Here is a 25,392-nt window from a genome sequence, read left to right as displayed (position 1 = left end):
GCTGAGGAATGGACAGGCATATCAACAAGAGTTGAAGAGCGGTGGGATAAGACGCTAGAAGCGTTGGATGCATACCCTCCGGCCGCAAAGCCGACATCATCTCACCCTTTCCAGCGAAAATCGCCATGCCCCCCATTTACCGCAAGTCCAAGCTTCTCCGCCGCTCCCGTGTTCTTTGGGGTTCGATCCATCTCTGGCGGCCGCGGTTGGTGTTTTGGACAGGGGCTTTAGCGATCGGGGTGATCAGCGTCGGTTTTGCCAAGCTGGCCGACTTGGCGCAGCGCGCCTTTGCCGGAGTGACGAGTTCCGGCGAATGGACCTGGTTGTTGCCGCTCGTGCTGACGCCGCTCGGCTTCGTGCTCTCGGCATGGCTGGCCGCGACTCTTTTTCCGAATTCTCAAGGCAGCGGCATCCCGCAGGCGATCGCGGCGCGACATCTGCATCATGACGAAGACCGCACGAAGCTGCTGTCGCTCCGGCTTGCTTTTGGGAAGATCGTGCTGACTATTCTCGGGCTGTTCTGCGGCGCTTCGATCGGCCGCGAAGGCCCTACCGTGCAGGTGGGCGCTTCCTTCATGCTGGCGGTTGCCCGCTTCGGCGGCATGGCGCAAGCCAAGGGGCTTATCCTGGCGGGCTCGGCAGCCGGCATTGCGGCAGCCTTCAATACGCCGCTCGCCGGTATCGTCTTTGCCATCGAGGAGATGAGCCGCACCTATGAATCGCGCGCCAATGGTCTGGTATTGACCGCAGTCATACTCTCCGGCCTCGCGGCCCTCGGGCTCTCCGGCAGCTATAATTATTTCGGTACGGCGGATGCCGCTCCGACTGCTCTTGCGGATTGGGGCCTCGTCCTAATCTGTGGCATTGGTGGCGGCGTGCTCGGGGCGGCCTTCAGCGGTTTTGCACTTTATGCCGGCATACGCATCCGCCGGTGGGCGCAGCCGCAACCCCTCAAGCGCATGCTGATGCTCGCCGGCTGTTGTGGCCTTGTGGTCGCGGCGATCGGCGTCACTTCCTGCGGCAACACGTTCGGCACCGGCTATGACCAAGCCCGCGGCGCCGTGGAGGGGCATGCTCTGCCCCTGCTGTTCTTTGTCGAAAAGCTGCTGGCAAGCTTCCTGTCGATGATCTCAGGCATTCCCGGCGGTATTTTCGCGCCGTCGCTTGCCGTCGGCGCCGGTTTCGGCAGTACGGTCGGCGTGCTCATCGGCAGCAACATTGCGCTGGCGGCGATCCTTGGCATGGCGGGCTATTTTGCGGGCGTCGTGCAGGCGCCGATGACCGCGTTCGTCATCATTCTGGAAATGACCGGGGATCATCAGGCCGTCATTCCGATCATGGCGGTGTCGATGATCGGCTATGTCACCTCGCGCCTCCTGTCACGCGAACCGCTCTATCACGGCCTCTCGCGCGTCTTCATCGCAGCAGCGGTCCGGGCGCGGCGGGCAATCGAGAAGGAAGCGGGCGAAGAGCACGCCGCCGGCTGAGGCCTCATTCAAGCCAGCAGCCGTGCGACTTCCGCGTTGTTGGGCAGAGATACTGCGTCGGCGATAGTGGTCGAGAACAGAACCTTGCGGGTCGCATCGGCGACCCTTGCGAAAACATGGCGGATTTCGCAGGTCTGTTCGCCGTCGCAATCATCACAGCGGCGATAGGCGGTGATGGAAAGACACGGCAGCGGCGCGATCGGTCCATCGATGATGCGCAGGATCTCGCCGAAGGTGATTTCGTTGGCGGGCTTGCGCAGCAGATACCCGCCCTGCTTGCCGCGTCGGCTGATGACGATACCCTGATGTTTCAGGTCGAGAAGGATCTGCTCCAGAAATTTCTTCGGGATCTTCTGCTGCGCGGCAATGTCTGAAATCATCATCGGTTCGCCCGCTTCGGCCTGAGCCAGAGCAGACAGCGCCCGCAGCGCATATTTTGCTTTCTGAGTGATCATTTCGAACCGTTTACACACACATACGATGCGCTCACCCGATACATCGGCCACATCGTTTCGGAACTCTCAACACTGTCGCCGAGCTTCAATCCTGCATCAAACATGCAGATCATGAAAAGCTTCGATAATACCGGCAACCCAGCCTTGTTTTCATTCTTATGCTATGCCCGCAGTTTAGGGCAAAATTCGGCGTTTCGCATCTTTTTGGCCATCACTTCCGATTTCCGTTTGACAAGCCCCGTGTAACCCTACTATTTCTATAGACATTAAAGCAAGCACTTAGATATGACTAGTCTTATCGGTGCTGCCCCGCCGGCCTGCTGCAGGAGGCAAAACGTCTTGGTTCATAGCCGAGGCGGTCGCTTTTCCGCATGGAAGCGGCTTCATGGAGATATTTGCTCTCTATTCCCCAGCTTTCGAAATCCGTTTTTCTGTCCGCTCCCCTGACAAGCTGCGATACTCCGGGGCAATATCAGGACAGGAATCTCCATGACTGCCATCAATCCTATCGAAGAAGCCGGAACGCTGAACAGCCGGTTGGCGGCGCTTGATCTCGCCGGCCGTCTGTCTCTGGTTGCCGGCCTCGGCGGCCATGCCGTTTTTACGACCTCCCTCGGGATCGAAGACCAGGTCATCACGGCAGAGATCGGCAATCACCGTCTGCCGATCGAAGTTGCCACGCTGCAAACCGGCCGTCTTTTTCCCGAAACGCTGGCGCTGATCGACGAAACCGAAAGCCAATACGATATTCGCATCCGCCGTTACGAGCCGGAGCAGGCAGACATCGATGCCTATGCGGAGAAATATGGCCTCAATGGTTTCTACGAGAGCGTCGAAGCCCGGCATGCCTGTTGTGGCGTGCGCAAGCTGAAGCCGCTTGCGCGAGCGCTTTCCGGCGCAACGATCTGGGTCACCGGCCTGCGTCGCGGCCAATCGGCCAATCGCGCTGAGACGGCTTTCGCCGAATACGATCCCGAGCGCAACCTCCTAAAGGTCAACCCGCTTGCCGACTGGGACATCGACGCGATCCGCGCCTATGTCGCCGACAACAGCGTGCCGGTTAACCCGTTGCATCAGCGCGGCTATCCCTCTATCGGATGTGAACCCTGCACCCGCGCCATCAAACCGGGCGAGCCCGAGCGGGCCGGCCGGTGGTGGTGGGAAAACGACGAGAAACGCGAATGCGGCCTGCATGTTCATGAGGAAGCAGCCGCCGCACAGTGACGCGTCCCGCCGGGTCCCGGCACCGGTCGAGGCGCAGTTGAACCTGCCGCCAGGCTGTCGGGAACCAACGCACCTTATTATTCCGGCCAGCCTCCCGGTCGGAACCATCTGAAGTTCTGGAGTTAGAAATGCCCGATAGCCGTCCGGATACGGAACTCTCCAATCCGCAGAGCACCAAGCCGCCGCTCGACCCGCATCTCAAGGCGCTGGAAAACGAGTCGATTCACATCTTCCGCGAAGTGGCGGCCGAATTCGAGCGTCCGGTGATGCTGTATTCGATTGGCAAGGATTCCTCGGTGCTTCTGCATCTGGCTCGCAAGGCCTTCTATCCCGGCCGCGTTCCCTTCCCGCTGCTGCATGTGAACACCGGCTGGAAATTTGCCGAGATGATCACCTTCCGCGACGAGATCGTGAAGCGATACGATCTCGATCTGATCGAACACATCAATCCGCGCGGCAAGGCCGAAAACATCACGCCATTCACCCACGGCTCGGCACCCTATACCGACATCATGAAGACCGAAGCGTTGCGCCAGGCGCTCGACGCAGGGCAGTTCGACGCTGCTTTCGGCGGTGCGCGCCGCGACGAAGAGGCCTCGCGCGCCAAGGAACGCATCTATTCCTTCCGCACGCCGGACCATCGCTGGGATCCCCGCAATCAGCGTCCGGAACTCTGGAACATCTATAACGGTCAGATCCGCAAGGGCGAGAGCGTTCGCGTCTTCCCGCTGTCGAACTGGACCGAGGTCGATATCTGGCGCTACATCCAGGCCGAAGACATTCCGATCGTGCCGCTCTATTTCGCGGAGAAGCGCCCGGTCGTCGAGCGCGACGGAATGATGATCATGGCCGCCGATCCGCGGCTTGAATTGCTGCCCGGCGAAGTCAAGCGCGAGGAAGTCATCCGCTTCCGTACGCTCGGCTGCTTCCCGCTGACGGGGGCGATCCGCTCGACTGCCACCACACTTGAAGACGTTATTGCAGAGCTGGAAATTGCCACGGTTTCCGAACGACAGGGCCGCGCCATCGATCGCGACCAATCCGGCTCCATGGAAAAGAAGAAGCGTGAAGGATATTTCTGAGATGACTGCAGCCGCAACCGCAAACGCCGTCACCCTGCCGGCCGCCGAGCCCGCCAAGGTGCGCGACTCGCGCCCGCTTCGCCTGATCACCTGCGGCAGCGTCGATGACGGCAAATCCACGCTGATCGGCCGTCTGCTCTGGGATACCAAGGCCGTCAAGGAAGACCAAGCCGCCACGCTGCAGCGCGATTCCACCGGCAAGCAGAACGATCTCGGCCTGCCCGACTTCGCACTTCTGCTCGATGGCCTCCAGGCCGAGCGCGAACAGGGCATCACCATCGATGTCGCCTATCGCTATTTCTCGACCGACAAGCGCTCCTTCATCGTCGCCGACACGCCCGGCCACGAGCAATATACCCGCAACATGGCGACCGGCGCCTCCACCGCCGATCTCGCGGTGCTGCTGGTCGACGCACGCATGGGCATTCTCGAGCAGACGCGCCGCCACGCGACGATCGCTTCGCTGCTCGGCATCAAGCAGTTCGTGCTGGCAGTCAACAAGATCGACCTGACCAACTACGACCGCGCCGGTTTCGAGAAGATTTCGCATGATTTCCGCGAATTCGCTCTGTCGCTCGGCGTCAAGCAGATCACCGCCATCCCGATGTCGGCGCTGAAGGGCGAAAATGTCGTCTATTCGGGCCAAGCCGCCATGCCGTGGTACACCGGTCCGACGCTGGTCGAGACGCTGGAACTCGCCACCGTGCGTTCGGCGCAGGCGGTCGGCTTCCGCCTTTCGGTTCAGCGCGTCTCGCGGCCGGGCGAAAGCTTCCGCGGTTATCAGGGCACCGTTGCGGGCGGCTCGGTGAAGCCGGGTGACAGCGTCATGATCCTGCCGTCGGGCATGGTCGCCAACGTCTCCAAGATCGTCACCTTCGATCTCGTCCGCAATGCTGCAGTTGCCGGCGACGCCATCACGCTCGTGCTCGACCGGCAGGTGGATGTCTCGCGCGGCGACATGATCGTCGCGATTGACAGCCAGCCGCAATCGGGTCTCGCCTTCGACGCGCAGATCGTCGCGCTGCAGCCGGAAGGTATCGAGCCCGGTAAACGCTATTGGCTGAAGAGCGGCAGCCGCCGCCAGCGCGTACAGGTGCAGCCGATCGCTCAGCTTGAGCTGAAGACCGGCGCCTGGGCACCCGCACAGTCGCTGTGGATGAACGCGATCGGTAAGGTCCGCCTCTCCTTCGACGAAGCTGCGGTCTTCGATCCCTACGATCAGAACCGCTCGACGGGCTCCTTCATCCTGATCGACCCCGAAACCAACAACACGGTCGCCGGCGGCATGATCACCGGCAAGCGCGCCGACCTCGGCGGCATCCATAAGGATGGCCAACGGGTGCTCCTGTCGCTGCCAGCAGATCTTGCCGATCAGATCATGGCCAGCGAACTCTTCTCCAGCCGTCGCGACGAAACGGAAGTTCGCCGCGTGACCGCAGCACAGGCAGCGGAGATCTGGGCAAACGCCGCCAGCGATATTTGATTGGCGTCAAATTCATGATGAAAAGGGGCCGACTGGCCCCTTTTTTTGGAAAAATCTGAGCTGTAAGCGCCTTCAGCCTTGCCTGGCGCGCAACAATATATTTCTCGAACACACAAAATGTGTGCGCGGCAAGACGGCAATCGCAACTCTCGAGAAAGACCGGAGACTAGAGTTTCGGTTGGTCATTGCTGTACAATAGCCCCATGATATCAGGTCGGTTTTTGAAAATTATCGCTTGGAGCTACATCGCGGCACTCGTTGCGGTGACCTTTGCGCATCTCAATTTGCAGGCCCAACTTGGCGATCCCTTCAACATGTATCGTGCCGGCGCACTTTGCGTCGCGGGCATGTTGGCTCGACTTGCTTATCCGCAGTCGCCTTCCTTCACCTGCCTGTTGATGATCGGCAGCGTCTCGGTGCTCGGCCTATCGCATTTCCTGGCGACCGGAAGTTACGGTTCTTCGATGGATATCATCGTCGACATGTCCGGCGGCCTTTGGGGCATCGCAATCGGCGCCATGCTGAGCAGGCTGATAACCCCGACTTCGAAGCGAACCGCTCTGTATTAATCGAGCATTCTTTAGCCCACCACAGCTAAATCCAACTGGCGACGCCGTTGCAGGCGTCGATCTGTTCGCGTGCAGCCGTTCAGGACTGAACGTATGCGTCTTCGTACATTTGCCTCGGTGGCGGGGAAATTTCCTACCCCAAAGTGATTATTGCGCAGACAATATTACGGCAAACTTACCATCTATGTTTGCAGATGTTGCTTTCCTGCAACTAAAAATGAAAAATCACGAAAACGTCATTCCGGCAAAAATATATCATATAATTTTGCATGAATTCAGGCTTAATGACGCGCAGAAGCGGGTGGGGCCCGTTTCTCCCGAGTCGGGGTTTTTAACAGGGATAGGGTGAGGCACGTCGAATTTTCGGCGCGATGGCCTGTGCCCAATCTATATTGGATTGGAGTTTTTATGAATATCAAGAGCCTTCTTCTCGGCTCCGCTGCTGCCCTCGCAGTAGTTTCCGGCGCTCAGGCAGCCGACGCTGTCGTCGCCGCTGAGCCGGAACCGCTCGAATACGTCCGCATTTGCGACGCATACGGCGCCGGTTATTTCTTCATCCCGGGCACCGAGACCTGCCTCAAGATCGGCGGCATGGTCCGTACCGAAGGCAAGTGGTACAACGCCTACAACCCGGCTGACCGTTCCGGCACGCTGTGGCACACCCGCGCTCAGTTGAGCGTCGACACCGCAAGCGACACCGAATTCGGTCCGCTGAAGACCAACACCGTCTACCGTTGGGATTGGCAGGAAGGCGGCTCCACGACCACGAAGCTTCTGTTCGCCAACATCAGCCTCGCTGGCTTCACGATCGGTAAGCTCGACTCGCAGTATAACCTGTACATGGGTTATGCCGGCAACGTCATCAACGACGACGTGGTCTATGACGGCCCGTACGAACTCAACCAGTTGACTTACAACTACGACGCCGGCAACGGCTTCACGGCGGTCATCTCGCTCGAAGATTCCAACTCCGGCTCTGGCGCAACCGGCGTCAACGGCGAAAACAGCTCGAACCACTACGCTCCGGACGTCGTTGCCGGTGCTGGTTACAAGGCTGGCAACTTCGGCTTCAAGATCGTCGGCGGTTATGACTCGATCGTCGAAGAAGGCGCCATCAAGGCTCGCGCCGATGCCGACTTCGGCGTCTTCAAGGCGTTCGTCATGGGCGGCTGGAACACGGACGGCGACAAGCTGAACAAGTACGCCAGCGCAAACGGCGCAGGCCCGGCCAAGGGTATCGGCTGGGGCGACTGGGCTGTTTGGGGCGGCGTCACCGTTCCGTTCAACGACAAGCTCCAGGCTAACGCTCAGGTCGCTTACACCGACTCGAAGATCTTCGCAGCTACCGCCAACCTTCGTTGGAACCCGGTCAAGAACCTGCTGGTTCAGCCGGAAATTTCCTACACCAACTGGGACTCCATCGACCAGGACCAGTGGGCTGGCGTTCTGCGCTTCCAGCGTAGCTTCTAAGACCTCGTTTCTGAGATCTGATCTGACTTGACCCCTGATCGGATGGAGGCCGGCCTGACTTCCAGCGAAGTTGGGCCGGTCCTTCCGGGACGGGTTTCGCCTACATTCCTTGATTGCTACCAACCGGATGCGCAACATCCGGAGATAGAATTTTATTTTTGTCATATTATATATAATGTTACTTCGATCTGCGGCGCTTCTGCCGAGACCGATGGCGTCGTCTGGGAAAGAATTCCCCTCCGGCCGACGAAACGGCCAGCGGTTCCGGAAGGTCGTGCTGCAAAAGCGGCAAATCGCCGGAGTGAAGATTACGGCCATGCCCTCAACATCATCGACAAGCCGCCTTTTTTATCGTAGAGAGGCCGCATGTCATTCGTCTACGCAAACGCCTCGCGATTTTATTGGTACCGCTGCTCCCAGCGGAGGCGGGCCCGTGCGTAGGTAAAATCGACGTAACGACATAGACCCGAACAGCCGCTAGTCCTACCTGGCGGCTTTTTTTGTCGGCACGGTATGACCCCAAAAAGGAAGCGATCCCGTGTTGAAATCCACTGATGATTTGCGAATTGTCGAAATCACTGCCCTCACCCCGCCCGCCAGCATTATAGCGGAGATCCCGCGGGATGAGGCCGTCACCACGACCGTGACGGAAACGCGCCGTGCCGTTCACCGCATCCTGAACAATGACGATGATCGATTGATCCTCGTGATCGGCCCCTGCTCCATCCACGATCCTGTCGCGGCGCGAGACTATGCCGCCCGCTTGAAGGAACAGCGCGACCGGTTCGCCGACGATCTCGAAATCATCATGCGGGTCTATTTCGAGAAGCCCCGAACCACGGTCGGCTGGAAGGGCCTCATCAACGATCCTCATCTTGATGGCAGCTACCGTATCGAGGAGGGATTGCGCATCGCAAGGAGCCTTCTGGTCGATGTCAACGAAATCGGACTGCCGGCCGGCTGCGAATACCTCGACACGATCACGCCGCAGTACATTTCCGACCTGGTAAGCTGGGGTGCGATCGGTGCGAGGACGACCGAGAGCCAGGTGCATCGCCAGCTCGCCTCAGGTCTTTCTTGCCCGGTCGGCTTTAAGAATGGGACGAATGGCGACGCGAGAATAGCGCTCGATGCGATCGTGGCGGCCTCGCAGCCGCATCATTTCCCGGCCGTCACCAAGGAAGGTCTGGCAGCGATTGCCTCGACACGCGGCAACGAGGATTGCCACCTTATTCTGCGCGGCGGCAAGCAACCCAACTATGACGCGGCCAGCGTGCAAGCGGTATCGGCACAGGCTCAGCAGGCAGGACTTGATCCGCGGATCATCATCGATGTCAGCCATGCCAATAGCGGCAAGAACCCCGAGAACCAGCCGACGGTCGTCAGCTCCGTCGCAGAGCAGATATCCGCCGGCGATCGTCGCATCAAAGGCATGATGATGGAGAGCAATATCGTCGGCGGCCGCCAGGATCTGGTTCCCGGCAAAACACTGGTCTATGGCCAAAGTATCACCGATGGCTGCATTGATTGGCCCACCTCCGTCCGCACATTGGAGGAACTGGCCCGAGCCGCACAAACAAGACGGCGGGTGTCTCGCCAATAATATGTCGACCCAGGGATCGTTCATCCAATACCCTTGGGTGAACGATCCCGGCCGCTTTTAAGCCTGCCCTCGCGAAGCGAGTAAGGACAAAGCACTCTCCTTCGTTTCAGGATCGCCCTCACCGACAATCAGCTTCAGCGATCCTTCGAATTCCGGCTGCGTGCGCAGATGCCGGTATTTTGCATCCCACGTGCCGTCTTTGAGATCGCGTCCGAGATCGGCAACGAAGCGGTCGCCGATCGACGCATCGACGAAGCTCCAAGCGGAATTGGCGAGACGTGCACCCGGCTCCAGCAGGCGTTCCGGGCGCCCATAATAGGCCTCGCCGAAACCGTCCGTGCAATTGAGCGGAATCGGAACCGGAATGACTTTGGCATTGCCGCCCAATCCTTCGTTAATGGTCGCCATTTGCGGATAACGGCGCGCCTCCACCGCGATCACTTCCGGTGCATAATCGACGAGCCAGAAGCCATCGAGCTCTTCGGGATCGCCGGTCAGGATCAGGACGGGACCGCGCGTGACCCGCCGCATCTCGGCAAGGCCCGCGACCAGATCGGACCACTGATGCACGGTGAACGTCGCCATGCAGGCATCGAAACTATGATCCGCAAAGGGAAGCTTTTCGGCAGTGGCATCGATGGCGGCGGGCAGATGCGCCGGCCGTTGCGCCCGCATCGACGCGGACGGCTCAACCGCGGTCACGGTGCGATCAATGGGTTCATAGGAGCCGGCGCCGGCACCGACATTCAGAACGCTGCGGGCATTGCCCAATGCAGCATGGATAAAGGCCGCAATATGCAGATCCGGCTGGCGGTATTTCGCATAGTTGGTGCCGATCACGCCGTAATTTGCGTCACCGGCGCTGCCGTCCTGATGTCTGTTGGCCATCCTGTCTTCATCCTCTTCTATCTGGCTGCCCTGGGCAGCCTCGTGCCTCTCGCATACCGAACTTCATTGTTCCCTTAAGGAGAAAAAATACTTTGTAAGCGGGACAAAACATTATGGCGTGCAGGAAGAAAACCGATATGATCGAACAAAACTTGTTCGGAAATCTCACATGGCCCGCCGCATCCCCTCCCTCAACGCATTGCGCGCCTTCGAAGCCGCCGGCCGACATGGACGGATGACGCTAGCCGCTGACGAGCTGAACGTGACGCATAGCGCCGTCAGCCGTCAGATCCAGCATCTCGAGGATGTCTTGGGTGTGCCGCTGTTCGAAGGGCCGAAGAACAAACTGCGGTTGACGGAGGCAGGTTCGACCCTGTTGTCCGGCTTGGTCTCCGCTTTCGATCAGATCGACATGTCGGTGCGGTCGGTGGCCGATACGGAAGAGGGATCGCTCGACGTCTCCTGCCCCGGCACCTTTACCATGCGGTGGCTAATTCCGCGCCTATATCGGTTTCAGGCGGAGTATCCCAACATCGAGGTGCGCCTGACGGCATCGTCCCGTCCGGTGGATTTTACGCGAGACGGGTTCGACGTTGCGATCCGAGTCGGTGCCGCACCGTGGCCGCAGGGCGCGGAGGTCATCGCGCTTTTTCCGGAGCAGACCGGCCCGGTTCTCTCCCCTTCCCTCGAAAGAACCGTTGCGGAAAATTTCGCCGGCGTTCCGCAGCTTCATACCAGAACCCGCCTTCGCGCCTGGGGCGATTGGCTGTCGCGGTCGGGCGCCGCCGTCGAGGCCGGAGCGCGCGTGGAATACGAGCATTTCTATTTCATGCTGGAGGCTGCAAGTGCCGGCCTCGGCGTCTGCGTCGCGCCTTGGCCCTATGTGACCGATGACATCCGCTTCGGCCGCCTCGCCGCCCCGTTGGGTTTCATCGACAGCGGCCATCATTACGTGGCGCTGCGGCGTGCCCGGCGAAATCGCAAATCGGTCTTGTTCTGCGAATGGCTGCAGAAGGAAGCACAGGCATTTTCGGCCTCGCATCCGGCCCCGATAGGCTAGCGAAGGGCGCAAGTGCCAGGCTGTCGCGGCGAAATCTGGCAGCCGGCCGTTGCTCACCCAACAGTAACCGGACGATTTCCTCCTGAGCTGCATTGCTCTAAGCTGTCGCTGAACACTCCGTCGGGTCAGTGTATCATGGTCGGCCAGCTAACCATCGAGGTATTGGGCGAACTCAACGTCAGGCAGCAGGGACGGCTTTTGCCTCTGCCGCAGTCGAAGAAAACCCGCGCCCTTCTTGGCTATTTGGCCGTCATCGGAAGACCCCAACGTCGCGAGCATCTTTGCAAGATGTTTTGGGAAGTTCCAGACGATCCCCGGGCTTCCCTGAGGTGGAGCCTCCACAAACTCAGGCCAATCGTGAATGATGAAGGTCATGTGCGCCTGCATGCGGACCACAACTGCGTTCTCCTCAGCCCCCAGACAATCGACGTAGACTTCAAGGGCATCGCTTCCCTTCGACCGGCTGACCTCGACGTCTTGAACAGGGAGACATTGGAGTCGCTTGCCAAGACCTTTCGCGGTGAATTTCTCGAAGGCCTTTGCCTGCCGCACTGCCCGAATTTTGAAGCCTGGCGGCTATACCACCGGGATATGGCACTTCGGGTGCACGCGGGGATTCTGCGTGCTCTCATTCGACGCCTTCAAGATAGCCCCGAGCGGGTAAATGTTTATTCCCTGGTGCTCGCTCGCCTTGCCGAAGAGATTGCCGCCGATGATCTGCCCGAGCGGTGGTCGGAGCCTTCGGTTTCCGGGAGTGGGCTGGCCAAGGATTCTCGCGATGCCCCAAACCAGCCGTCTCGACTTTCACTGGATGTCCCATCGCCACCGGTGACCCGGAGCAAGAGATCGCAGGAAATTCGTTTCTGCAAAACCGTCGACCGGGTAACTATTGCTTACGCGGTGTGTGGCCACGGATCGCCAATCGTGCGAGCCGCACATTGGATGTCGCATCTGCAGTATGATTGGGAAAGTCCGGTATGGAAGCATTGGATCGACGCGCTTTCGGAGAAGACGAAGCTCATACGCTATGACGAACGCGGTAACGGTCTTTCGGACTGGGTTGCCGAGGACATTTCGTTTAAGGCGATGATTGCGGATCTGGAGAGCGTGGTCGATGCAGCGGGCCTCGATCGATTCACGCTTCTGGGTGTATCGCAAAGCTGCGCCATTTCCGTTGCCTATGCCGTTCGCCATCCCGAACGCGTTTCGGGGCTCATTCTCTACGGAGGATTCGTAAAAGGCTGGCGCAAGCGAGGTGATAGCCACGAGGTGGCCACGCATCAGGCAATGACCGCATTGATCCGGGAAGGATGGGGTCAGCACAATCCGGTTTTTCGGCATCTGTTCACTGCCATGTTCATTCCCGGGGCGGACCCGGTGCAAATGGATTGGTTTGACGAACTGCAGCGCATTTCCGTGTCGCCCGGTAACGCCGGTCGCCTGCACGAGGCATTCGGAGACATCGACGTTTCGGATATGCTGTCGCAGGTGACGGTTCCAACGCTCGTCTTGCACGCGAGAAAAGATGCTGTCGTTCCTTTTCAGTCCGGAAGGGAGTTTGCGACCGGCATCCCTGGGGCTCGATTTGTCGATCTCGATAGCGCCAATCACATTCTCCTCGCCAGCGAACCCGCCTTTGAGCAGTTTGTTCGTGAGGTAATGCGCTTCGTCGCCGAAACAACGTAGCCCAAGACCATGCCGCCTTGACAATTAACCGCTTTGGAGGCGCCATCAACTGGGTAGGACGTTCCGGCGTTTGGTGGAAGCGACGTCACACTTCGGCTGCTGCGCGCTCTTTCAACGGTGGGCCGGCATTTTCAACGGTTCCTTCCACATTCTTTCTCACGCCCGCAGAATAGAATCCTTCCAACAGTTTGCGATGCTGACAAGGAGGAACGACGATGAAGGTTCATAACGTTATTGGCGGCGCAGGATTGCGACTGCATGTTCGCGAATGGGGAAAAGAAGACGCGCCCTCGATCGTCTTCATTCACGGATGGTCTCAAAACCATCTTTGCTGGAAAAACCAATATGAAAGCATGCTTGCAGCGGATTTCCGCCTCGTAGCCTTGGATCTGCGCGGTCACGGCATGTCGGACGCACCGCTTGAAGCAGAGCATTATACTCAACCGCAGCTTTGGGCAGAGGATATCGCCGCCATCATAGATCAACTCAACCTTGGCAGGCCGGTTCTTGTGGGCTCGTCATACGGTGGCTTCATTATCTGCGACTATCTCCGCGCCCATGGAACTGCACATGTTGAGGGTATCAACTTTGTGGCCGGGGCAACGACGCTAAACAAGGCGGCGCTCGGCACCTTGATTGGTCCTGGCTTCCTCGATCATGTCATTGGTGCTACGGGTGAAGACCTGCCCGGCAACATCGAAGCAATCCGCAACTTCGTGCGCGGGTGCACCTATTCGCAACTGCCTTCCGATGTATTCGAGACGGCAATTTGCTGGAACATGGCCGTGCCAGCGAAAATTCGGGCTGCTCTGCTGGCTCGCGAGATTGATTCCGACGACGTACTGGCCGCACTTACGGTGCCTGTCCTGGTAAGCCAAGGGCAGGAGGACACGGTGGTCCTGCCGGCGATGGGGCGGCACCTTCTGGCACTGTGCCCTGAAGCTACAGCATCGTGGTACCCCGAGACGGGGCACGCGCCTTTTCTGGAAAATCCTACTAGGTTCAACAATGAGCTATCCCATTTTGCACGGGACGCCCATTCCAGGGAGACCACAGCCGCAAGGGAGCTCCCGAGTCGTCGAGACGACCTCCCCGGGCTTGGTCTAGCGGGCTAAATATGGAAGAGCCTAGGTGCGCCGATAGTGCGCAAGGCTCACGTAGTGTTTTCGCGGCCCCTGCACATGCCACATCTCGGCCCAGGCATCTGGACTGCGAAAGAAAAGGCGGCCGCGATAAAGGTCCGGCCCGCATTGATGAACAAGGCGCTGGGAGGCGTCCTTTCCGATGCAGATGAATTCGCTGAGATCGGGGAAGTAAACTGTGACATGCTCAGACTCACTATATAGCCGGTAGGTGCGGCTGCTTCTGAGCGTCGCGTAGTCCGTCGTCGTGTCGCCATGCTCCTCGAACTGGTGAGGCGTGACGAAGGCCTGACCTTCGAAGAGGATAAGAGAGGCGTTGAGGCGGTCGATGATCTTCCGCCTCACGTCCCATGTGCCGAGATAGGGTCTCAGCCATTCATCCACGACCGCCCTCGGCGGCCACGTGTCCGTCATTCAGGATGCGGCGCGCTGCGTGGCGTCGGCGGCTGACTGCCGGACCGGCAGCTTCCAGCCGGGGCGGACGAAATGGCAGGTATAGCCGTTCGGAATACGCTCCAGATAGTCCTGGTGCTCCGGCTCGGCTTCCCAGAAATCGCTTACCGGCGTGACTTCGGTGACGACCTTGCCCGGCCAAAGACCGGAGGCATCGACATCGGCGATCGTATCCAGTGCGACCCGATTCTGCTCGTCGCTCGTATAGAAAATCGCCGAGCGATAGCTCGTGCCAACATCGTTGCCCTGACGGTTGCGTGTGCTCGGGTCATGGATCTGGAAGAAGAACTCCAGAAGATCGCGATAGCTGATCTTTTCGGGATCGAAGACGATCTCGATTGCTTCGGCATGGGTGCCGTGGTTGCGATAGGTCGCGTTGCGGACGTCGCCGCCGGTGTAGCCGACGCGTGTCGAGATGACGCCCTTATAACGGCGGATGAGGTCCTGCATGCCCCAGAAGCAACCGCCGGCGAGAACTGCACGTTCCGTAGTCATCGGATATCCTCCACTTGGTCGAGATAGGCGCCGTAACCTTCGGCTTCCATGCGATCACGATGCACGAAACGAAGGGAGGCGGAGTTGATGCAATAGCGCAGACCGCCGCGATCCTGCGGCCCATCGGGGAAGACATGGCCGAGATGGCTGTCGCCATGGATGGAGCGCACCTCGGTGCGCAGCATGCCGTGCGAGAGATCGGTCAGCTCGTTGATGTTGGCAGCTTCGATCGGCTTGGTGAAGCTCGGCCAGCCACAGCCGGAATCGAACTTGTCGGAGGAGGCAAACAGCGGCTCGCCCGATACGATGTCGACATAGATGCCAGGCTGCTTGTTGTTGAGATATTCGCCCGTGCCCGGACGCTCGGTACCGCTTTGCTGCGTCACGCGGTACTGCTCGGGAGACAGCTTCGCTATAGCCTCGGACGTCTTGCTGTACTTCTGCATTCCTGTTCTCCTTGCCCTCAGACGCGTGTTTCGAACTCGACCAGGCTACGAAAGAACACTCGATATCGTTACAGACATCAAGCTCGATGAGCGTCGCGGGAGTGGTTGCGACGGAAATATAGGTATGGAGCAAGCGATTTGCCATATCGCACACGGCGGCGTGATGCGCCGGCCATCTAGCGGCAATCAGTCATCCCAATCGCAGGCAGCAGCATAGATCGCCGCCAGCGCTTCGATGCCGGCCTGGTCGTCGGTGTCGAAGCGGCCGGCAAGCGGGCTATCGAGATCGATGACGCCGAAAACATGGCCATCGCGAAACAGCGGCACCACCAGCTCCGAACGGGAGGCGGCATCGCAGGCGATGTGACCTGGGAAAGCATGCACGTCTTCGACAAGGATCGATTGCTCCTCCTCGACCGCCGTCCCGCACACGCCGCGGCCGACGGCGATGCGGACGCAAGCCGGCTTGCCCTGAAACGGGCCAAGAACGAGTTCGTCATCCGACTGCAGGAAATAGAAGCCGGCCCAGTTGAGGTCCGGCAGCATCTGGTAGATCAACGCCGAGGTATTGGCGGCGTTGGCGATCGGATCGGTCTCGCCGTCGAGCAGCGCCTGCAACTGCGCGGCAAGCTCGCGGTAGAATTCAGGTTTGCTGTCGTGCTGGATCGTCTTTTCGACAAACATCGGATTGCTGCCTTTCGCTTGTGTCTTTACCGGCGGATTACTCAGTCCTTGTCGTCAGGCGGACAAGGCCAGTTCTCCGGCGCTTTCAGGCCGGCGGGCAACTTGGTCGCCTTATCGCCGCAGGCAAGATTGATCTGCTGCTGTTCCAGGCCGGTGGCGGCCGAGAGATCGAGCCCTTCGATACGCGTCAGATACATGAAGGCGCCGCCGAAGGCGACCGGGCCCTTGATCATCGCGCCGCTCAGAGCGGCACGGGAAAGATTGGCGAGTGAAAAATTAGTTCCCCCCAGCACGGCCTTGTCGAAATCGGCGCGGCCAAGCTCGGCCTTCTGAAAATCGGTGTTGGTAAGCTGAGCGCCGCCGAATTCGCCCCGCTGCAGTTCGGCGCTCGCAAATACGGCGCCATTGGCCACGGCGTTGCTGAAATCGGAGCGATAAGCTTCGATCCGCGAGAAGTTCGCTCCTTCGGCTTGCACATTCTTCAACCATGTGCGCACCAGCGTTGCCTTTTCCAGATTTGACGCGGTGAGATTGGCATTGCTGAGATCGGTGCTGTCGAAATGGGCGCCGGCGAGATTGGCCTTTTGAAGATCACTGCCCTGCAGCATGATATTGGTCTTGCTGCATTCGCTCCAATCGAGACCCGGCGAAGCCACATTGCCGCAATCACCGGCTTGCGCGGATTTATGAACGCCGGATGCGAGCAGAATTGCCACAGCCAGCGTCAACCCGGAAAGACCGGCAGCGACGAACCTTCCCCTCGCTGCAAACCAATTCAAAGCCGCGCTGCCGGCATTTCGCTTCCGCCAAGACTGCATTCTTGTCCCTCGCTTCACTTCCCACGCGGGCGCCTCTCCTCGGCATCGAGTGGGCCGTTCCGTTCCAACTCTGTATATAGTGTGTCCGCAACGAAAAACGCCATGCCGAAAAAGATATCATGCGGCAACCGCCATCTGCAGTTTGTTTTGCCGATAGAAGGCCTTGAGGAGAGGATAATCATAACCGGAGCATTCGGGAAGAACCTGCAGCGCGGCAACATTATATCGCAAGCGGCGTCGGCAGGAGCCCCGTCAAACGAGAAGTGGCCTGGCCGAGGGAAACGGCCAGACCACCATGGGGCGCAGATTGGAGGTCAATCTAATCTAGCAGCCTAATAGTAAGGCGACCTTAGTTTTTGTCAACAAGCAAGTGGCGGGCTTCGCCGCGGCGTTGACTGCTGCCCTTATTGCTATTGCCGGCAGCCAGGCACGTCTCACATCAGTAAAATTTAAAATAGTGACAAAAAATTGGGCCGCCGGTCGGGGACGATGTGGGCGGCCCAGTGTGGCTACAGGTGCAGCCACGTAGGCGGAAAGTCGCCTAACGATCAGATAATATCATTCAATATTTAAATTTCAAGGAATTTTGAATTAATTAAATTGGTTTTTAATTTTCAAGTCCTCAACCTGAACGTCTAACCATTCGGTGCGAGAACCGCTCGGACCATTAGTGAATTAATCGTCCTTCTGAAGACCACGGCATCAACCCTTCAAAGACTGACAGCCGATCACTCAGATCCGTCGAGTGGCAGCGCTTGGACGACCGCACGCAAGGACGATAAAGAGAAATGACCCAGTCATTGCCGTGAAGAATTCGGCACCGAAGTCTAAAAACGAAAAAAGCCCGCAGATGCGGGCTTTTCAAGCTGGTCGGAGTGGAGTGATTCGAACACTCGACCCCCACGTCCCGAACGGAGATTGCTTCGCGAAAACCCACCATTTCCGGGACAGACAAATCCACGTGGTCCCTGTCTGTTCCGGTTCTGTCCGTTCAATCGGTCCGCAATCGGTCCGCACGGACCATTTGTTCTCACCTTCTTCCGGTCCGAAACGGGGTGGCGTCAATATTGATTTTTCTCGGAAAAACATAATTTACTGGTCGTCGGTTCGATACCGTCGAGGTCCATCATGCAGTTTTCTGAATTGCCAGAGGAAGCGAGGGAAGCCCTCCTGAATTTCGTTCGTGCTCTTGCCCGTCGGCGGGTTGGATGTAGGAAGCGTGACAAATACAGATCATTTGGGAGATGCTTCGGCTAGTTCTGCAGTCATTGATCGTTCCAACGGACTTCTAAGTAGCCGCCCAACGCCATCACAGCGCGATTGATGGCTCTGAAATTGGGATATTTTGATTTGTGGCCGCGGGTCTGGAAGTAGCGCCCGGTGCCGCTTTCCTCATCGAGATCTCGCATGATCCAGCCGATCTCATAGCACCGAATTCGAGCTTGATCGTTGGCTGCAATCCCAGTGAGTTTATAGGGCTTCTTTTTCCTTCTATACCCATAGTACCGGGCAACGGCCTGGATGTTCAGCCAATCGATATTTGGAAATGCGGCACAAATGTCCTCACGCGTAGCCTCCGGATACATCTTTCGGAGTTTCTGCCTCTCCAGAGGTCCCCATCTCTGATATCGCTTCCCAAAGCCCAATTTACGACAATGAGCTTGAATAGCGTTGTGGGTTCGATGGGGAAGAATTTGCCTAAGCGCAAACTGATCGAAATAGAGCATCCTGCAAAAATCGTCTTCGATCGGGGTCCAAAGCTTCTGTCCGCTGGGCGTGAACCCCGATCTCTCCAATCTCGCGCGCATCCGTTGAGCGGTTGCGGCATTCTTTGCAAAGTATGCAAGAGACAATCCTGCTCACTCCGGTTTGATATTCCGGCTAAGCCTTCTTGACCTTCATCGTTCGATAGGAATTAAACGTACCGGCCTTGTCCGTGAAAGCATCGACGACGGCGCCAGGAAGCACACCGAGTTCACGCAGTTTGTAAGCAAGCTCGGCAAACTGATATTTCAGACGCTCCACCTCCCCTGCCATTACTTCCTGAATTTTTGCTTCTAATTCAGCTTTCTGTCTCAAAAGGTCATCGAGTTCCGACATTCGCTCGTCCTTTGAAAAGTGGTAATCGTCGCGGCCGGGAAGTTTTAAAGCGACGCTGCGGAAACTGTCCAATCGGGAGGCCGTTTACCCTTTCGGATTTTGTAAGATGGACAGGGCATTGATCGATTATGGGCCAGATTGCAGCGAAATGGAGGAAACGTGATGACAGAAGAGGCCTTCCGCTCAAGCCGAGATTGAGCGCATCCTCTGCGTGCCGCGACGGATGGCACGGCCCTATGTCACGCGATCTGTCACGCGACAGACCCCTACCGCTGCGGTAGGCAGCTCCAAAAATTCATGTGAGGAGCGATATGATGTCGACTTCGGTTTTAACAGTCATGACGGTGTGCGCCGGCCTCACCACGGTAGTGCTTATGGTGGTGCAGCTTTTGCATTGACATGTGAGACCTTGTCGGGAGCTATGGGCAAATCTCGCAAGCATATTTCGGTCAGCAACCGGCACCCATAATTCTCAATTATTTCAATAAGTTAAGGAGAAAACTCATGAAGCTTCCGGCACCGCAAAAACAGCTACAACTCGATCTTGGGGTCGAGATAGAGAATAATGTTAATGGCATCGAAATGGGCGTTCTTGAAAATGGAATGGCGTATCTGACGCAAGTTGGTCTGGCCGCGATCTGCGGCGCCGCTCGATCAACCGTTCACGAAATATCGAAGGAATGGGAAGATAACTTTGGCACAGGTATGGAACCTCCAGGCCGGGCCCGATGGTTTTCCAACTACCTGCGAGAAGCTGGGTACGAGTCCCCTACTCTTTATATGGAAATCCAGAAGAACGGCTCGCCCCACTATGCATACTCAGACCTGGTCTGCATGGCATTTATTGAATATTACGCGTTCGAGGCGCAGAGGAAGAACGAGACCGCTCTGGCCAACTACCGGCGTTTAGCGCGGTACGGCCTAAATAAATTCATCTACGACGCGCTTGGCTACAAGCCGATCGATAAGTGGAAATATTTCAACGATCGAGTTTCGCTTCTGAATGATGCCGCTCCCGACGCTCATTTCATCGTGTTTAATGAGACCAATGGTATGATCGTAGACCTTATCAACGCCGGACTGCCGATTAGTGATAAGACGATTCCTGACGGCAGCGTTGGCGGCATATGGGGACGCCATTGGACAGAAAATGATCTTTCTGAAACGTTTGGAGAGAGAATACCCTACAATCACTATTACCCGAGCTACTATCCCCAGGCAAAAAGCAACCCCCAGCAAGCATGGGCTTATCCAGAGGAATGCCTGGTTGAGTTTCGGCGGTGGTTCAGGAATGTTTATCTTCCAACTAAATATCCGGAATACATTCTTCGGAAAGCGAAACTGCTTTCTGGCGGCAAAGATCAGGCAAAGCAGATAGCTCAGCTCTACGCTCCGAGGCAGCTGACGAATGAAAAATGATCCGAGGCTGCCCCGCCGCTTCGAGGACTCAATGAGAGTTTGGATGGCGATTGTCGGGGCGGCTTTTATCCTGGCACCGACGAATTGCTGGGCGACCAACACTCCCTGCAGCGGCCACAAAGGCGGAATTGATCACTGTCAGGGATCAACCTTCATCTGCAATGATGGATCTGTCAGCGCGAGCAAGAAATCATGTGAGGTCTATATGGGCGGGGCTGCCTTGCTCGGATCGACGCCGGCGGATATGAAGCCGACGTCTTCATCGGATTGCTCATGCCGAGGCGGGTCGTATTGCGTCGGGCCACGCGGCGGCCATTTCTGCATCACCGACGATGGCCGCAAAAGTTACCTTCGGAGGTAACAACCGACTCCCAGGAGAATAAGGAGATGCAGCAATGATCGATGAAACGAGAGAATACCTGCTCGACCGCCGCCACAAGCTGCTCTTCCAGATCGAGCGGGCGAAGCACCATCTTGCCGGCCTTGAAGCTGACGCGATTAAGATCATCAACAGCAAAGCATCCTTGCCCGCGGCTGATATCGCCATCATCACGGAAGATCTGGTCGATCATCTAAACGACGAGATCGAAGCGCTCTGTTGGGCAATCGACCATATTGACCACGAGCTGGAATATCTTGACGGCGATGATGAATTCGAGCCATTCACGGGCGGTGGGATTCGTTCGGGCGGCTGACTCGACTTTTATATGACTCCTGACATTATGAGCCGCAATTCGTTCCGGCAGCACATGGGACGACAGAAGGGGACAAGACAATGAGCGGCGTTGTTGGAGAGCTCGAGGACTCGCTCTCCGTTGCGATAAACAAGATGTTCGAAAACTCGAACGAGCCGGCGACAAAAAAAGAGCTGGCGTCCGTACTCGCGGCAGTGGTTGCGTGCGTGGAGGGCGTAAACAGATCATACCTGGCGAATAATTTTGACTATGGGTCCTTCGATTGGCGAGAAGCAGTGGTTCATTGGCACAAATCGCGCGACGCAATGTTTGCGGCGATAACACACTCTCTAAAGACGCTTGGAGCAGAAAACAGTGGCCAATGAAAACGTAATCAACTTGGTCGGCAAACTCCGAGACGCCTATGTGAATGCCGAACCGAATCAAGCAACGTTGCAATCAGGAGGCGGAGGTGGCACATTTGACGGCATGGAAGCCCGCGTTAAAGCCCTTGAAGACGACACGAAGAAGATCTTGCAAGATACGGCAGAGATCAAAGGAATGTTGCGTTCCGCGCCTTCAGCGGTCGATTTCGGAGAACTAAAGGGTCGCGTCAATAGCCTCCCTACAACTGCGAAGGCCGCCACCCTTCTTTCCATTGCCGTAGCAGCAGTTGCTATCATCAATAACTGGTCAGCGATCAAGGCTGCCATCTTCTAAGTCTCTGATTTCAGTAATGACGATGCGTGACTTTGCTTCCTCTCTCGATGATGCCGCTAATCAGATTGCAGACGTCCCCCGGCCTGATTTGCAGATCCTGTTGCGGCGCGCTGCGCTGATGCTCCGAAATGCGGGCTCGATTGCCCTCGATGAACAAGTTGAGGAAGCGATTGACAGCATCGCCGATGAACTCGGCAAAACCCGCAACGACATGATCCGCTACATCATCAAAGAATGGCTGGAGACAAACGCCTATTTGCCGGTGCGGGAGCTGGATGAGGATGGGGAGGTGGATGGACAGGCATAGTGGCAAATGGCGGCTCCGACGCAACCCCGCTTAGCCGGGAACCTTGGTTGCGGCTAAAGGTTACGTCTCAAAGGAGCACTCCGATGAGCAACGACGTCAACAAGCCCAACCTAGATCTCAGAACGACACCTGTACGCCGACAGCCATGGACGCCATGGATCGTTATCATTGCGATTGTTGTGGTCGCAGCTCTCGCTTGGACTTTCTGGCCGCACGCCAATACCACAAGTACCGTCACCCCATCCCAGACGACGACACAGCAGCCAGCCACCACAACGTCCCCTACTACAGCGCCCGCTCAGCAATGAAGCAGCGGGCACCCTTAGCACTTATCGGCGAGCGCCAATGCGGCTACCCTAGAGGATTGTATCTTTAGGTTGCGCGAATTATCACCGAGGTGTAAACTTGCGTTGTATACCGCCTTCTCGGCACATGACCGGTTGGGGACCGCGTGGAATGATTTCGATTGCAATGTGCGAGATAGGTCATCGGTATCAAGCCTCACGATCACAGAATGAGGATGGATCGATGGTAAATAGATACATTCCAAGCCATGATGAAATGTTGGGGCAGCGCGACCTAGAGATTTGCAAACGTGCTTTCGCGCAGGTCCTCGCACAGTTGCACCTTATGGATAACGCCGATGAAGCCAAGCGACTGGCAGCAATCATCGTCACCCTATATGAGCAAGGAGTTCATAACGAACATCACCTTGCTATGCTGGCCAGCGGATGGCCGCTCCTAGCGAACCCATTCATGGTCAAACACTTACCGCTCCTTCCTCACCGGCAGAAGAGTAAAACAGCACGTCATTGACCGTTCGGCGTGTGACGAATGTCACGGCGAAATCTTCGAGAGATAATGGCTCCTCAACGCTGGTTGCCGCTCTGGCGATCCTGCCGCTGCAGAATTTCGCGCACCACCTTCACGTCACCGTTCAGCTCGTTGACCGAGGACGTCAGATCCTTGATCGAGGCGAGCACCGAGCCGACCGATTGCTCGCTTGCTGACATGCGATAGCCGAGCGTCTTGATATCGCCTTCAGCGGTCGACTGCCGCGTTTCGATCGCCTGCAGGCGCTGATCGACGCGGGCTGAATTCGCTTCCGTCTGGACGATGAAGTCTTTTCGCCAGCCCTGCAGGTCCTCGATGTCGCGGCTTTTGTTCGCTGTGACCCAAACACCCATGCCGACCGAAGAGGCGATCGACAGAATTCCGACGAGGGTGTTGATATTCGCCCCCATCTTCTTCGCGCGTTCCGGGATTTGCATCTCTTCATCTCCGGTTTCGTCAGCCACCATCTTTCACTTTCAATGCGGTATGGAGAGGAGGCCGGCACCGATAGCGAGCGCAAGGGTGCCGGCACAGAGGAAGAATAACGTCAGCAGAACGGCGCTGCTCATTTCTCGACAGGAGGCTGAGGCTTGATCAAACCGCCAAACCCATCGCGGACGATATTGATCAGGATCTTCGACGAGCCCAGTACCGCGACAATCGCAGCGGCGTATTTGGGGCTGATCCAGGACTGCGAGCATTCGAGCAGTCCAGTTTCCAGTTGTGTGCAGCCGGTGGCGATCAGGAATGCCGTGACGGCCGCCAGAACGGCAATCAGGATATTGAGGAGGTTATGGATGGCGTTCGTATTGAACATGGTGGCTTTCCTTTACTGAGCGGCCTTGGCCTGCTGGAGGGCGCTGCTGACAACCGCGTAGGCCTGTGCGACCTTCACGACCGCATCGACGACTGAAGTGTGGGATGGATCGGCGCAGATCGTCTCAACGCCGGCATAAGCCGCGGCTTCCTTGGAAACTGTGCCGGCCTTCAGCTTGCCGGTGGCGGCCACAGCCGAGAACGCGACGTGAGCGATTTCGAGCGCCGAACAGACCTTGGGCAGGTTCTGCTCAATGGCAGTGTCGACCTGACTCGTGGTCTTGCATGCGGAGAGGGAAACAGCGGACAGAACGAGGCTGGCCGCCATCGCGAGATGGAGGATGCGCATTAGAAGATATCCTTCGATGTTCGGAGGGTTTACCGCGAGCCGCGCGGCCGGTGTTATGCCGCCAGATTGGCGAGTGTCTTCGGGCCGACCTCACCGTCCGCCGTTAGCTTCGAAGCGCGCTGGAAGGCTAGGACGGCCGATAGCGTGCCATATCCGAAGATGCCATCCGGATTGCCGGGCGTGTAGCCAAGCGCGATCAGACGCTCTTGAAGCTGGAGGACGGAACTACCTCGCTCGCCGCGCTCAAGAATGCCATCCGCCATTGCTGGATCTGGCATCGTCGCCCCTACCCCGCCGCTGGCATAGATGCCTTTCGAGATCAATCGAGCTTCATCCTTGCGCCGTGCGACGAGACCGGCAAGAACTCTGCTCTTCTGCGTTACTGCTGTCGTCAGCAGGCGAGAACCGGCGAGATCGTATTCAGATGCCTTGATTGCAGTTGCCCATGTCCAAGACAGAGCATCAGCACCACAGTTGAAGACAACTGACGTTGCGCCATCGAAAACGGTCTGTGGCGTCATGCGGCCAGAAAGGAAGCGATCGACTGCGGCGCCGTATTCTTCATCGGAGACAAGTTGCAGAACCGCGTCGGATTCTGCCTTGGTCATGGTGGCGCCTCGGGCGAATGTCTGCCCCGGCCGGTTCCTTGCCCACCAGTCCCGAAACGCTGCTGACGCCCAGGTGAAGCCGGTACCGATCGTGCCCACACCGCCAGGATCGGCATACCAGGACGCGGAAAAACCTTCGTGCAGCCGAATGTCGGCCGCTCCGTTTGCGGAGAGACGCATGGTGAAGTCCTTGTATTTTGAGTATGGAACGTGCGTAGTCGGTCTGGACCGACCAAATCTTATCCGTGAGAATGTCGTTTTGGATCATCGATTGCGTTATGCTAACGCTACTGCCACCGAGCTGTCGGAGCTGAGCATGTTAACCTTCCTGATCTCCAAGAAATGGCGCCCGTATTTGGCCCACACACCGGTTGTGGACATCAATGGCAACAGGATTGAAGGGCCCGTTATGCGTCGGCGCAATGGCTCGATCGTCGAATATCGCGAGCTGATAGAAGGCGAGACGGTTGAGGATCAGTGGATTGGCTCCATCCGCGACTGACGACACTCACTCGCGTTG

Annotated in this window: 30 protein-coding genes; 17 read left to right on the top strand and 13 right to left on the bottom strand. The window is 57.6% G+C overall.

From position 1 onward, the window contains the following. Positions 1-125 precede the first annotated feature (125 nt). Positions 126-1,487 (top strand): chloride channel protein, encoded by a 1,362-nt coding sequence (locus QDY28_RS05765; RefSeq protein ID WP_331380721.1) that lies wholly within the window; start codon positions 126-128, stop codon positions 1,485-1,487. 8 nt (positions 1,488-1,495) lie between these two features. Here the strand turns inward: QDY28_RS05765 and QDY28_RS05760 are convergent, their stop codons facing one another. Further along, a complete protein-coding gene (locus QDY28_RS05760; protein WP_331380720.1) occupies positions 1,496-1,942 on the bottom strand; it encodes an RrF2 family transcriptional regulator in 447 nt (148 codons plus the stop codon). Between the two features lie 489 nt (positions 1,943-2,431). On the opposite strand from QDY28_RS05760, the gene QDY28_RS05755 reads away from it, so the two are divergent. The 6 genes from QDY28_RS05755 to QDY28_RS05730 all read left to right on the top strand — a co-directional run bounded on the left by QDY28_RS05755 (position 2,432) and on the right by QDY28_RS05730 (position 9,373). Further along, positions 2,432-3,166: a phosphoadenylyl-sulfate reductase gene (locus QDY28_RS05755; protein ID WP_331380719.1), complete on the top strand. Its 735-nt coding sequence runs from the start codon at positions 2,432-2,434 to the stop codon at positions 3,164-3,166. A gap of 128 nt (positions 3,167-3,294) precedes the next feature. Then, positions 3,295-4,248, top strand: a complete 954-nt coding sequence (cysD, locus tag QDY28_RS05750) for a sulfate adenylyltransferase subunit CysD (protein ID WP_331380718.1) — start codon at positions 3,295-3,297, stop codon at positions 4,246-4,248. Position 4,249: 1 nt separating this feature from the next. After that, the gene (gene cysN / locus QDY28_RS05745; RefSeq protein WP_331380717.1) at positions 4,250-5,731 is read left to right on the top strand and encodes a sulfate adenylyltransferase subunit CysN; all 1,482 of its coding nucleotides are present in this window, start codon (positions 4,250-4,252) and stop codon (positions 5,729-5,731) included. Positions 5,732-5,952: 221 nt separating this feature from the next. Continuing rightward, a complete protein-coding gene (locus QDY28_RS05740) occupies positions 5,953-6,300 on the top strand; it encodes a hypothetical protein (RefSeq protein ID WP_331380716.1) in 348 nt (115 codons plus the stop codon). Positions 6,301-6,708: 408 nt separating this feature from the next. Further along, positions 6,709-7,770 carry a porin gene (locus tag QDY28_RS05735; protein ID WP_331380714.1) on the top strand — a complete coding sequence of 354 codons (1,062 nt, stop codon included), beginning with the start codon at positions 6,709-6,711 and terminating at the stop codon, positions 7,768-7,770. 538 nt (positions 7,771-8,308) lie between these two features. After that, positions 8,309-9,373: a 3-deoxy-7-phosphoheptulonate synthase gene (locus tag QDY28_RS05730; protein WP_331380713.1), complete on the top strand. Its 1,065-nt coding sequence runs from the start codon at positions 8,309-8,311 to the stop codon at positions 9,371-9,373. Positions 9,374-9,430: 57 nt separating this feature from the next. Here QDY28_RS05730 and QDY28_RS05725 read toward each other — a convergent pair whose 3' ends face one another. Beyond that, a complete protein-coding gene (locus QDY28_RS05725; protein ID WP_331380712.1) occupies positions 9,431-10,261 on the bottom strand; it encodes a class I SAM-dependent methyltransferase in 831 nt (276 codons plus the stop codon). Between the two features lie 169 nt (positions 10,262-10,430). On the opposite strand from QDY28_RS05725, the gene QDY28_RS05720 reads away from it, so the two are divergent. From QDY28_RS05720 to QDY28_RS05710, 3 genes are all read left to right on the top strand, one after another. Further along, positions 10,431-11,321, top strand: coding sequence for a LysR family transcriptional regulator (locus QDY28_RS05720; RefSeq protein ID WP_331380711.1), 891 nt, complete (start codon positions 10,431-10,433; stop codon positions 11,319-11,321). A 243-nt stretch (positions 11,322-11,564) separates the two neighbouring features. After that, positions 11,565-13,007 carry an alpha/beta hydrolase gene (locus QDY28_RS05715; protein WP_331380710.1) on the top strand — a complete coding sequence of 481 codons (1,443 nt, stop codon included), beginning with the start codon at positions 11,565-11,567 and terminating at the stop codon, positions 13,005-13,007. Between the two features lie 215 nt (positions 13,008-13,222). Beyond that, a complete protein-coding gene (locus QDY28_RS05710) occupies positions 13,223-14,122 on the top strand; it encodes an alpha/beta fold hydrolase (protein WP_331380709.1) in 900 nt (299 codons plus the stop codon). A gap of 12 nt (positions 14,123-14,134) precedes the next feature. Here QDY28_RS05710 and QDY28_RS05705 read toward each other — a convergent pair whose 3' ends face one another. The 7 genes from QDY28_RS05705 to QDY28_RS05675 form a co-directional block, all read right to left on the bottom strand. Next, positions 14,135-14,563, bottom strand: a complete 429-nt coding sequence (locus tag QDY28_RS05705; RefSeq protein WP_331380708.1) for a DUF6314 family protein — start codon at positions 14,561-14,563, stop codon at positions 14,135-14,137. After that, the gene (gene msrA / locus QDY28_RS05700) at positions 14,564-15,097 is read right to left on the bottom strand and encodes a peptide-methionine (S)-S-oxide reductase MsrA (protein WP_331380706.1); all 534 of its coding nucleotides are present in this window, start codon (positions 15,095-15,097) and stop codon (positions 14,564-14,566) included. It lies immediately after the preceding gene. Further along, positions 15,094-15,543 (bottom strand): peptide-methionine (R)-S-oxide reductase MsrB, encoded by a 450-nt coding sequence (gene msrB / locus QDY28_RS05695; RefSeq protein WP_331380705.1) that lies wholly within the window; start codon positions 15,541-15,543, stop codon positions 15,094-15,096. The genes msrA and msrB overlap by 4 nt, the downstream gene beginning before the upstream one ends. Positions 15,544-15,729: 186 nt before the next feature. Continuing rightward, the gene (locus QDY28_RS05690; protein WP_331380703.1) at positions 15,730-16,227 is read right to left on the bottom strand and encodes a GAF domain-containing protein; all 498 of its coding nucleotides are present in this window, start codon (positions 16,225-16,227) and stop codon (positions 15,730-15,732) included. Positions 16,228-16,268: 41 nt separating this feature from the next. After that, a complete protein-coding gene (locus tag QDY28_RS05685; protein ID WP_331380702.1) occupies positions 16,269-17,045 on the bottom strand; it encodes a pentapeptide repeat-containing protein in 777 nt (258 codons plus the stop codon). Between the two features lie 1,265 nt (positions 17,046-18,310). After that, positions 18,311-18,772, bottom strand: a complete 462-nt coding sequence (locus tag QDY28_RS05680; protein WP_331380701.1) for a hypothetical protein — start codon at positions 18,770-18,772, stop codon at positions 18,311-18,313. Between the two features lie 154 nt (positions 18,773-18,926). Beyond that, on the bottom strand, positions 18,927-19,145 hold the full coding sequence (locus QDY28_RS05675) for a hypothetical protein (RefSeq protein ID WP_331380700.1): 219 nt from the start codon (positions 19,143-19,145) through the stop codon (positions 18,927-18,929). Positions 19,146-19,649: 504 nt separating this feature from the next. Here QDY28_RS05675 and QDY28_RS05670 point away from each other — a divergent pair. The 6 genes from QDY28_RS05670 (at position 19,650) to QDY28_RS05645 (ending at position 23,081) form a co-directional block, all read left to right on the top strand. Next, positions 19,650-20,564: a hypothetical protein gene (locus QDY28_RS05670; protein ID WP_331380698.1), complete on the top strand. Its 915-nt coding sequence runs from the start codon at positions 19,650-19,652 to the stop codon at positions 20,562-20,564. Positions 20,565-20,959: 395 nt separating this feature from the next. After that, a complete protein-coding gene (locus tag QDY28_RS05665; protein ID WP_331380696.1) occupies positions 20,960-21,259 on the top strand; it encodes a hypothetical protein in 300 nt (99 codons plus the stop codon). An 80-nt stretch (positions 21,260-21,339) separates the two neighbouring features. Next, positions 21,340-21,624, top strand: coding sequence for a hypothetical protein (locus QDY28_RS05660; RefSeq protein WP_331380694.1), 285 nt, complete (start codon positions 21,340-21,342; stop codon positions 21,622-21,624). Continuing rightward, a complete protein-coding gene (locus QDY28_RS05655; protein WP_331380693.1) occupies positions 21,614-21,958 on the top strand; it encodes a hypothetical protein in 345 nt (114 codons plus the stop codon). Before QDY28_RS05660 ends, QDY28_RS05655 begins: the two co-directional genes overlap by 11 nt. A 16-nt stretch (positions 21,959-21,974) precedes the next feature. Continuing rightward, positions 21,975-22,265: a ribbon-helix-helix domain-containing protein gene (locus QDY28_RS05650; protein WP_331380692.1), complete on the top strand. Its 291-nt coding sequence runs from the start codon at positions 21,975-21,977 to the stop codon at positions 22,263-22,265. Between the two features lie 528 nt (positions 22,266-22,793). Next, positions 22,794-23,081 carry a hypothetical protein gene (locus tag QDY28_RS05645; protein ID WP_331380691.1) on the top strand — a complete coding sequence of 96 codons (288 nt, stop codon included), beginning with the start codon at positions 22,794-22,796 and terminating at the stop codon, positions 23,079-23,081. Positions 23,082-23,134: 53 nt separating this feature from the next. Here QDY28_RS05645 and QDY28_RS05640 read toward each other — a convergent pair whose 3' ends face one another. From QDY28_RS05640 to QDY28_RS05625, 4 genes are all read right to left on the bottom strand, one after another. Next, positions 23,135-23,536: a hypothetical protein gene (locus QDY28_RS05640; RefSeq protein ID WP_331380690.1), complete on the bottom strand. Its 402-nt coding sequence runs from the start codon at positions 23,534-23,536 to the stop codon at positions 23,135-23,137. 128 nt (positions 23,537-23,664) lie between these two features. Beyond that, positions 23,665-23,916 (bottom strand): hypothetical protein, encoded by a 252-nt coding sequence (locus QDY28_RS05635; protein ID WP_331380689.1) that lies wholly within the window; start codon positions 23,914-23,916, stop codon positions 23,665-23,667. A gap of 12 nt (positions 23,917-23,928) precedes the next feature. Further along, complete coding sequence (locus QDY28_RS05630) at positions 23,929-24,264, bottom strand: cell wall anchor protein (protein ID WP_104823879.1); 336 nt, start codon at positions 24,262-24,264, stop codon at positions 23,929-23,931. 53 nt (positions 24,265-24,317) lie between these two features. Next, on the bottom strand, positions 24,318-25,052 hold the full coding sequence (locus QDY28_RS05625) for a peptidoglycan-binding protein (protein WP_331380686.1): 735 nt from the start codon (positions 25,050-25,052) through the stop codon (positions 24,318-24,320). On the opposite strand from QDY28_RS05625, the gene QDY28_RS05620 reads away from it, so the two are divergent. After that, the gene (locus tag QDY28_RS05620; protein ID WP_331380685.1) at positions 25,051-25,374 is read left to right on the top strand and encodes a hypothetical protein; all 324 of its coding nucleotides are present in this window, start codon (positions 25,051-25,053) and stop codon (positions 25,372-25,374) included. The genes QDY28_RS05625 and QDY28_RS05620 overlap by 2 nt on opposite strands. Positions 25,375-25,392 lie beyond the last annotated feature (18 nt).

This window comes from Rhizobium sp. BR 362, from assembly GCF_036528765.1.
Lineage (GTDB): Bacteria > Pseudomonadota > Alphaproteobacteria > Rhizobiales > Rhizobiaceae > Rhizobium.
This window is presented reverse-complemented; position numbering and strand designations above follow the sequence as displayed.

Coding starts and splice junctions, on each gene's coding strand:
- QDY28_RS05760 (WP_331380720.1), bottom strand. CDS start 1,942: ATGATCACTCAGAAAGCAAAATATGCGCTGCGGGCGCTGTCTGCTCTG.
- msrB (WP_331380705.1), bottom strand. CDS start 15,543: ATGCAGAAGTACAGCAAGACGTCCGAGGCTATAGCGAAGCTGTCTCCC.
- QDY28_RS05685 (WP_331380702.1), bottom strand. CDS start 17,045: ATGCAGTCTTGGCGGAAGCGAAATGCCGGCAGCGCGGCTTTGAATTGG.
- QDY28_RS05620 (WP_331380685.1), top strand. CDS start 25,051: ATGGTGAAGTCCTTGTATTTTGAGTATGGAACGTGCGTAGTCGGTCTG.
- QDY28_RS05640 (WP_331380690.1), bottom strand. CDS start 23,536: ATGCAAATCCCGGAACGCGCGAAGAAGATGGGGGCGAATATCAACACC.
- QDY28_RS05650 (WP_331380692.1), top strand. CDS start 21,975: ATGACGATGCGTGACTTTGCTTCCTCTCTCGATGATGCCGCTAATCAG.
- QDY28_RS05720 (WP_331380711.1), top strand. CDS start 10,431: ATGGCCCGCCGCATCCCCTCCCTCAACGCATTGCGCGCCTTCGAAGCC.
- QDY28_RS05645 (WP_331380691.1), top strand. CDS start 22,794: ATGGTAAATAGATACATTCCAAGCCATGATGAAATGTTGGGGCAGCGC.
- QDY28_RS05670 (WP_331380698.1), top strand. CDS start 19,650: ATGAAGCTTCCGGCACCGCAAAAACAGCTACAACTCGATCTTGGGGTC.
- QDY28_RS05630 (WP_104823879.1), bottom strand. CDS start 24,264: ATGCGCATCCTCCATCTCGCGATGGCGGCCAGCCTCGTTCTGTCCGCT.
- QDY28_RS05755 (WP_331380719.1), top strand. CDS start 2,432: ATGACTGCCATCAATCCTATCGAAGAAGCCGGAACGCTGAACAGCCGG.
- QDY28_RS05705 (WP_331380708.1), bottom strand. CDS start 14,563: ATGACGGACACGTGGCCGCCGAGGGCGGTCGTGGATGAATGGCTGAGA.
- QDY28_RS05680 (WP_331380701.1), bottom strand. CDS start 18,772: ATGCTCTATTTCGATCAGTTTGCGCTTAGGCAAATTCTTCCCCATCGA.
- cysD (WP_331380718.1), top strand. CDS start 3,295: ATGCCCGATAGCCGTCCGGATACGGAACTCTCCAATCCGCAGAGCACC.
- QDY28_RS05665 (WP_331380696.1), top strand. CDS start 20,960: ATGATCGATGAAACGAGAGAATACCTGCTCGACCGCCGCCACAAGCTG.
- QDY28_RS05625 (WP_331380686.1), bottom strand. CDS start 25,052: ATGCGTCTCTCCGCAAACGGAGCGGCCGACATTCGGCTGCACGAAGGT.
- QDY28_RS05725 (WP_331380712.1), bottom strand. CDS start 10,261: ATGGCCAACAGACATCAGGACGGCAGCGCCGGTGACGCAAATTACGGC.
- QDY28_RS05660 (WP_331380694.1), top strand. CDS start 21,340: ATGAGCGGCGTTGTTGGAGAGCTCGAGGACTCGCTCTCCGTTGCGATA.
- QDY28_RS05635 (WP_331380689.1), bottom strand. CDS start 23,916: ATGTTCAATACGAACGCCATCCATAACCTCCTCAATATCCTGATTGCC.
- QDY28_RS05690 (WP_331380703.1), bottom strand. CDS start 16,227: ATGTTTGTCGAAAAGACGATCCAGCACGACAGCAAACCTGAATTCTAC.
- msrA (WP_331380706.1), bottom strand. CDS start 15,097: ATGACTACGGAACGTGCAGTTCTCGCCGGCGGTTGCTTCTGGGGCATG.
- QDY28_RS05765 (WP_331380721.1), top strand. CDS start 126: ATGCCCCCCATTTACCGCAAGTCCAAGCTTCTCCGCCGCTCCCGTGTT.
- cysN (WP_331380717.1), top strand. CDS start 4,250: ATGACTGCAGCCGCAACCGCAAACGCCGTCACCCTGCCGGCCGCCGAG.
- QDY28_RS05675 (WP_331380700.1), bottom strand. CDS start 19,145: ATGTCGGAACTCGATGACCTTTTGAGACAGAAAGCTGAATTAGAAGCA.
- QDY28_RS05710 (WP_331380709.1), top strand. CDS start 13,223: ATGAAGGTTCATAACGTTATTGGCGGCGCAGGATTGCGACTGCATGTT.
- QDY28_RS05735 (WP_331380714.1), top strand. CDS start 6,709: ATGAATATCAAGAGCCTTCTTCTCGGCTCCGCTGCTGCCCTCGCAGTA.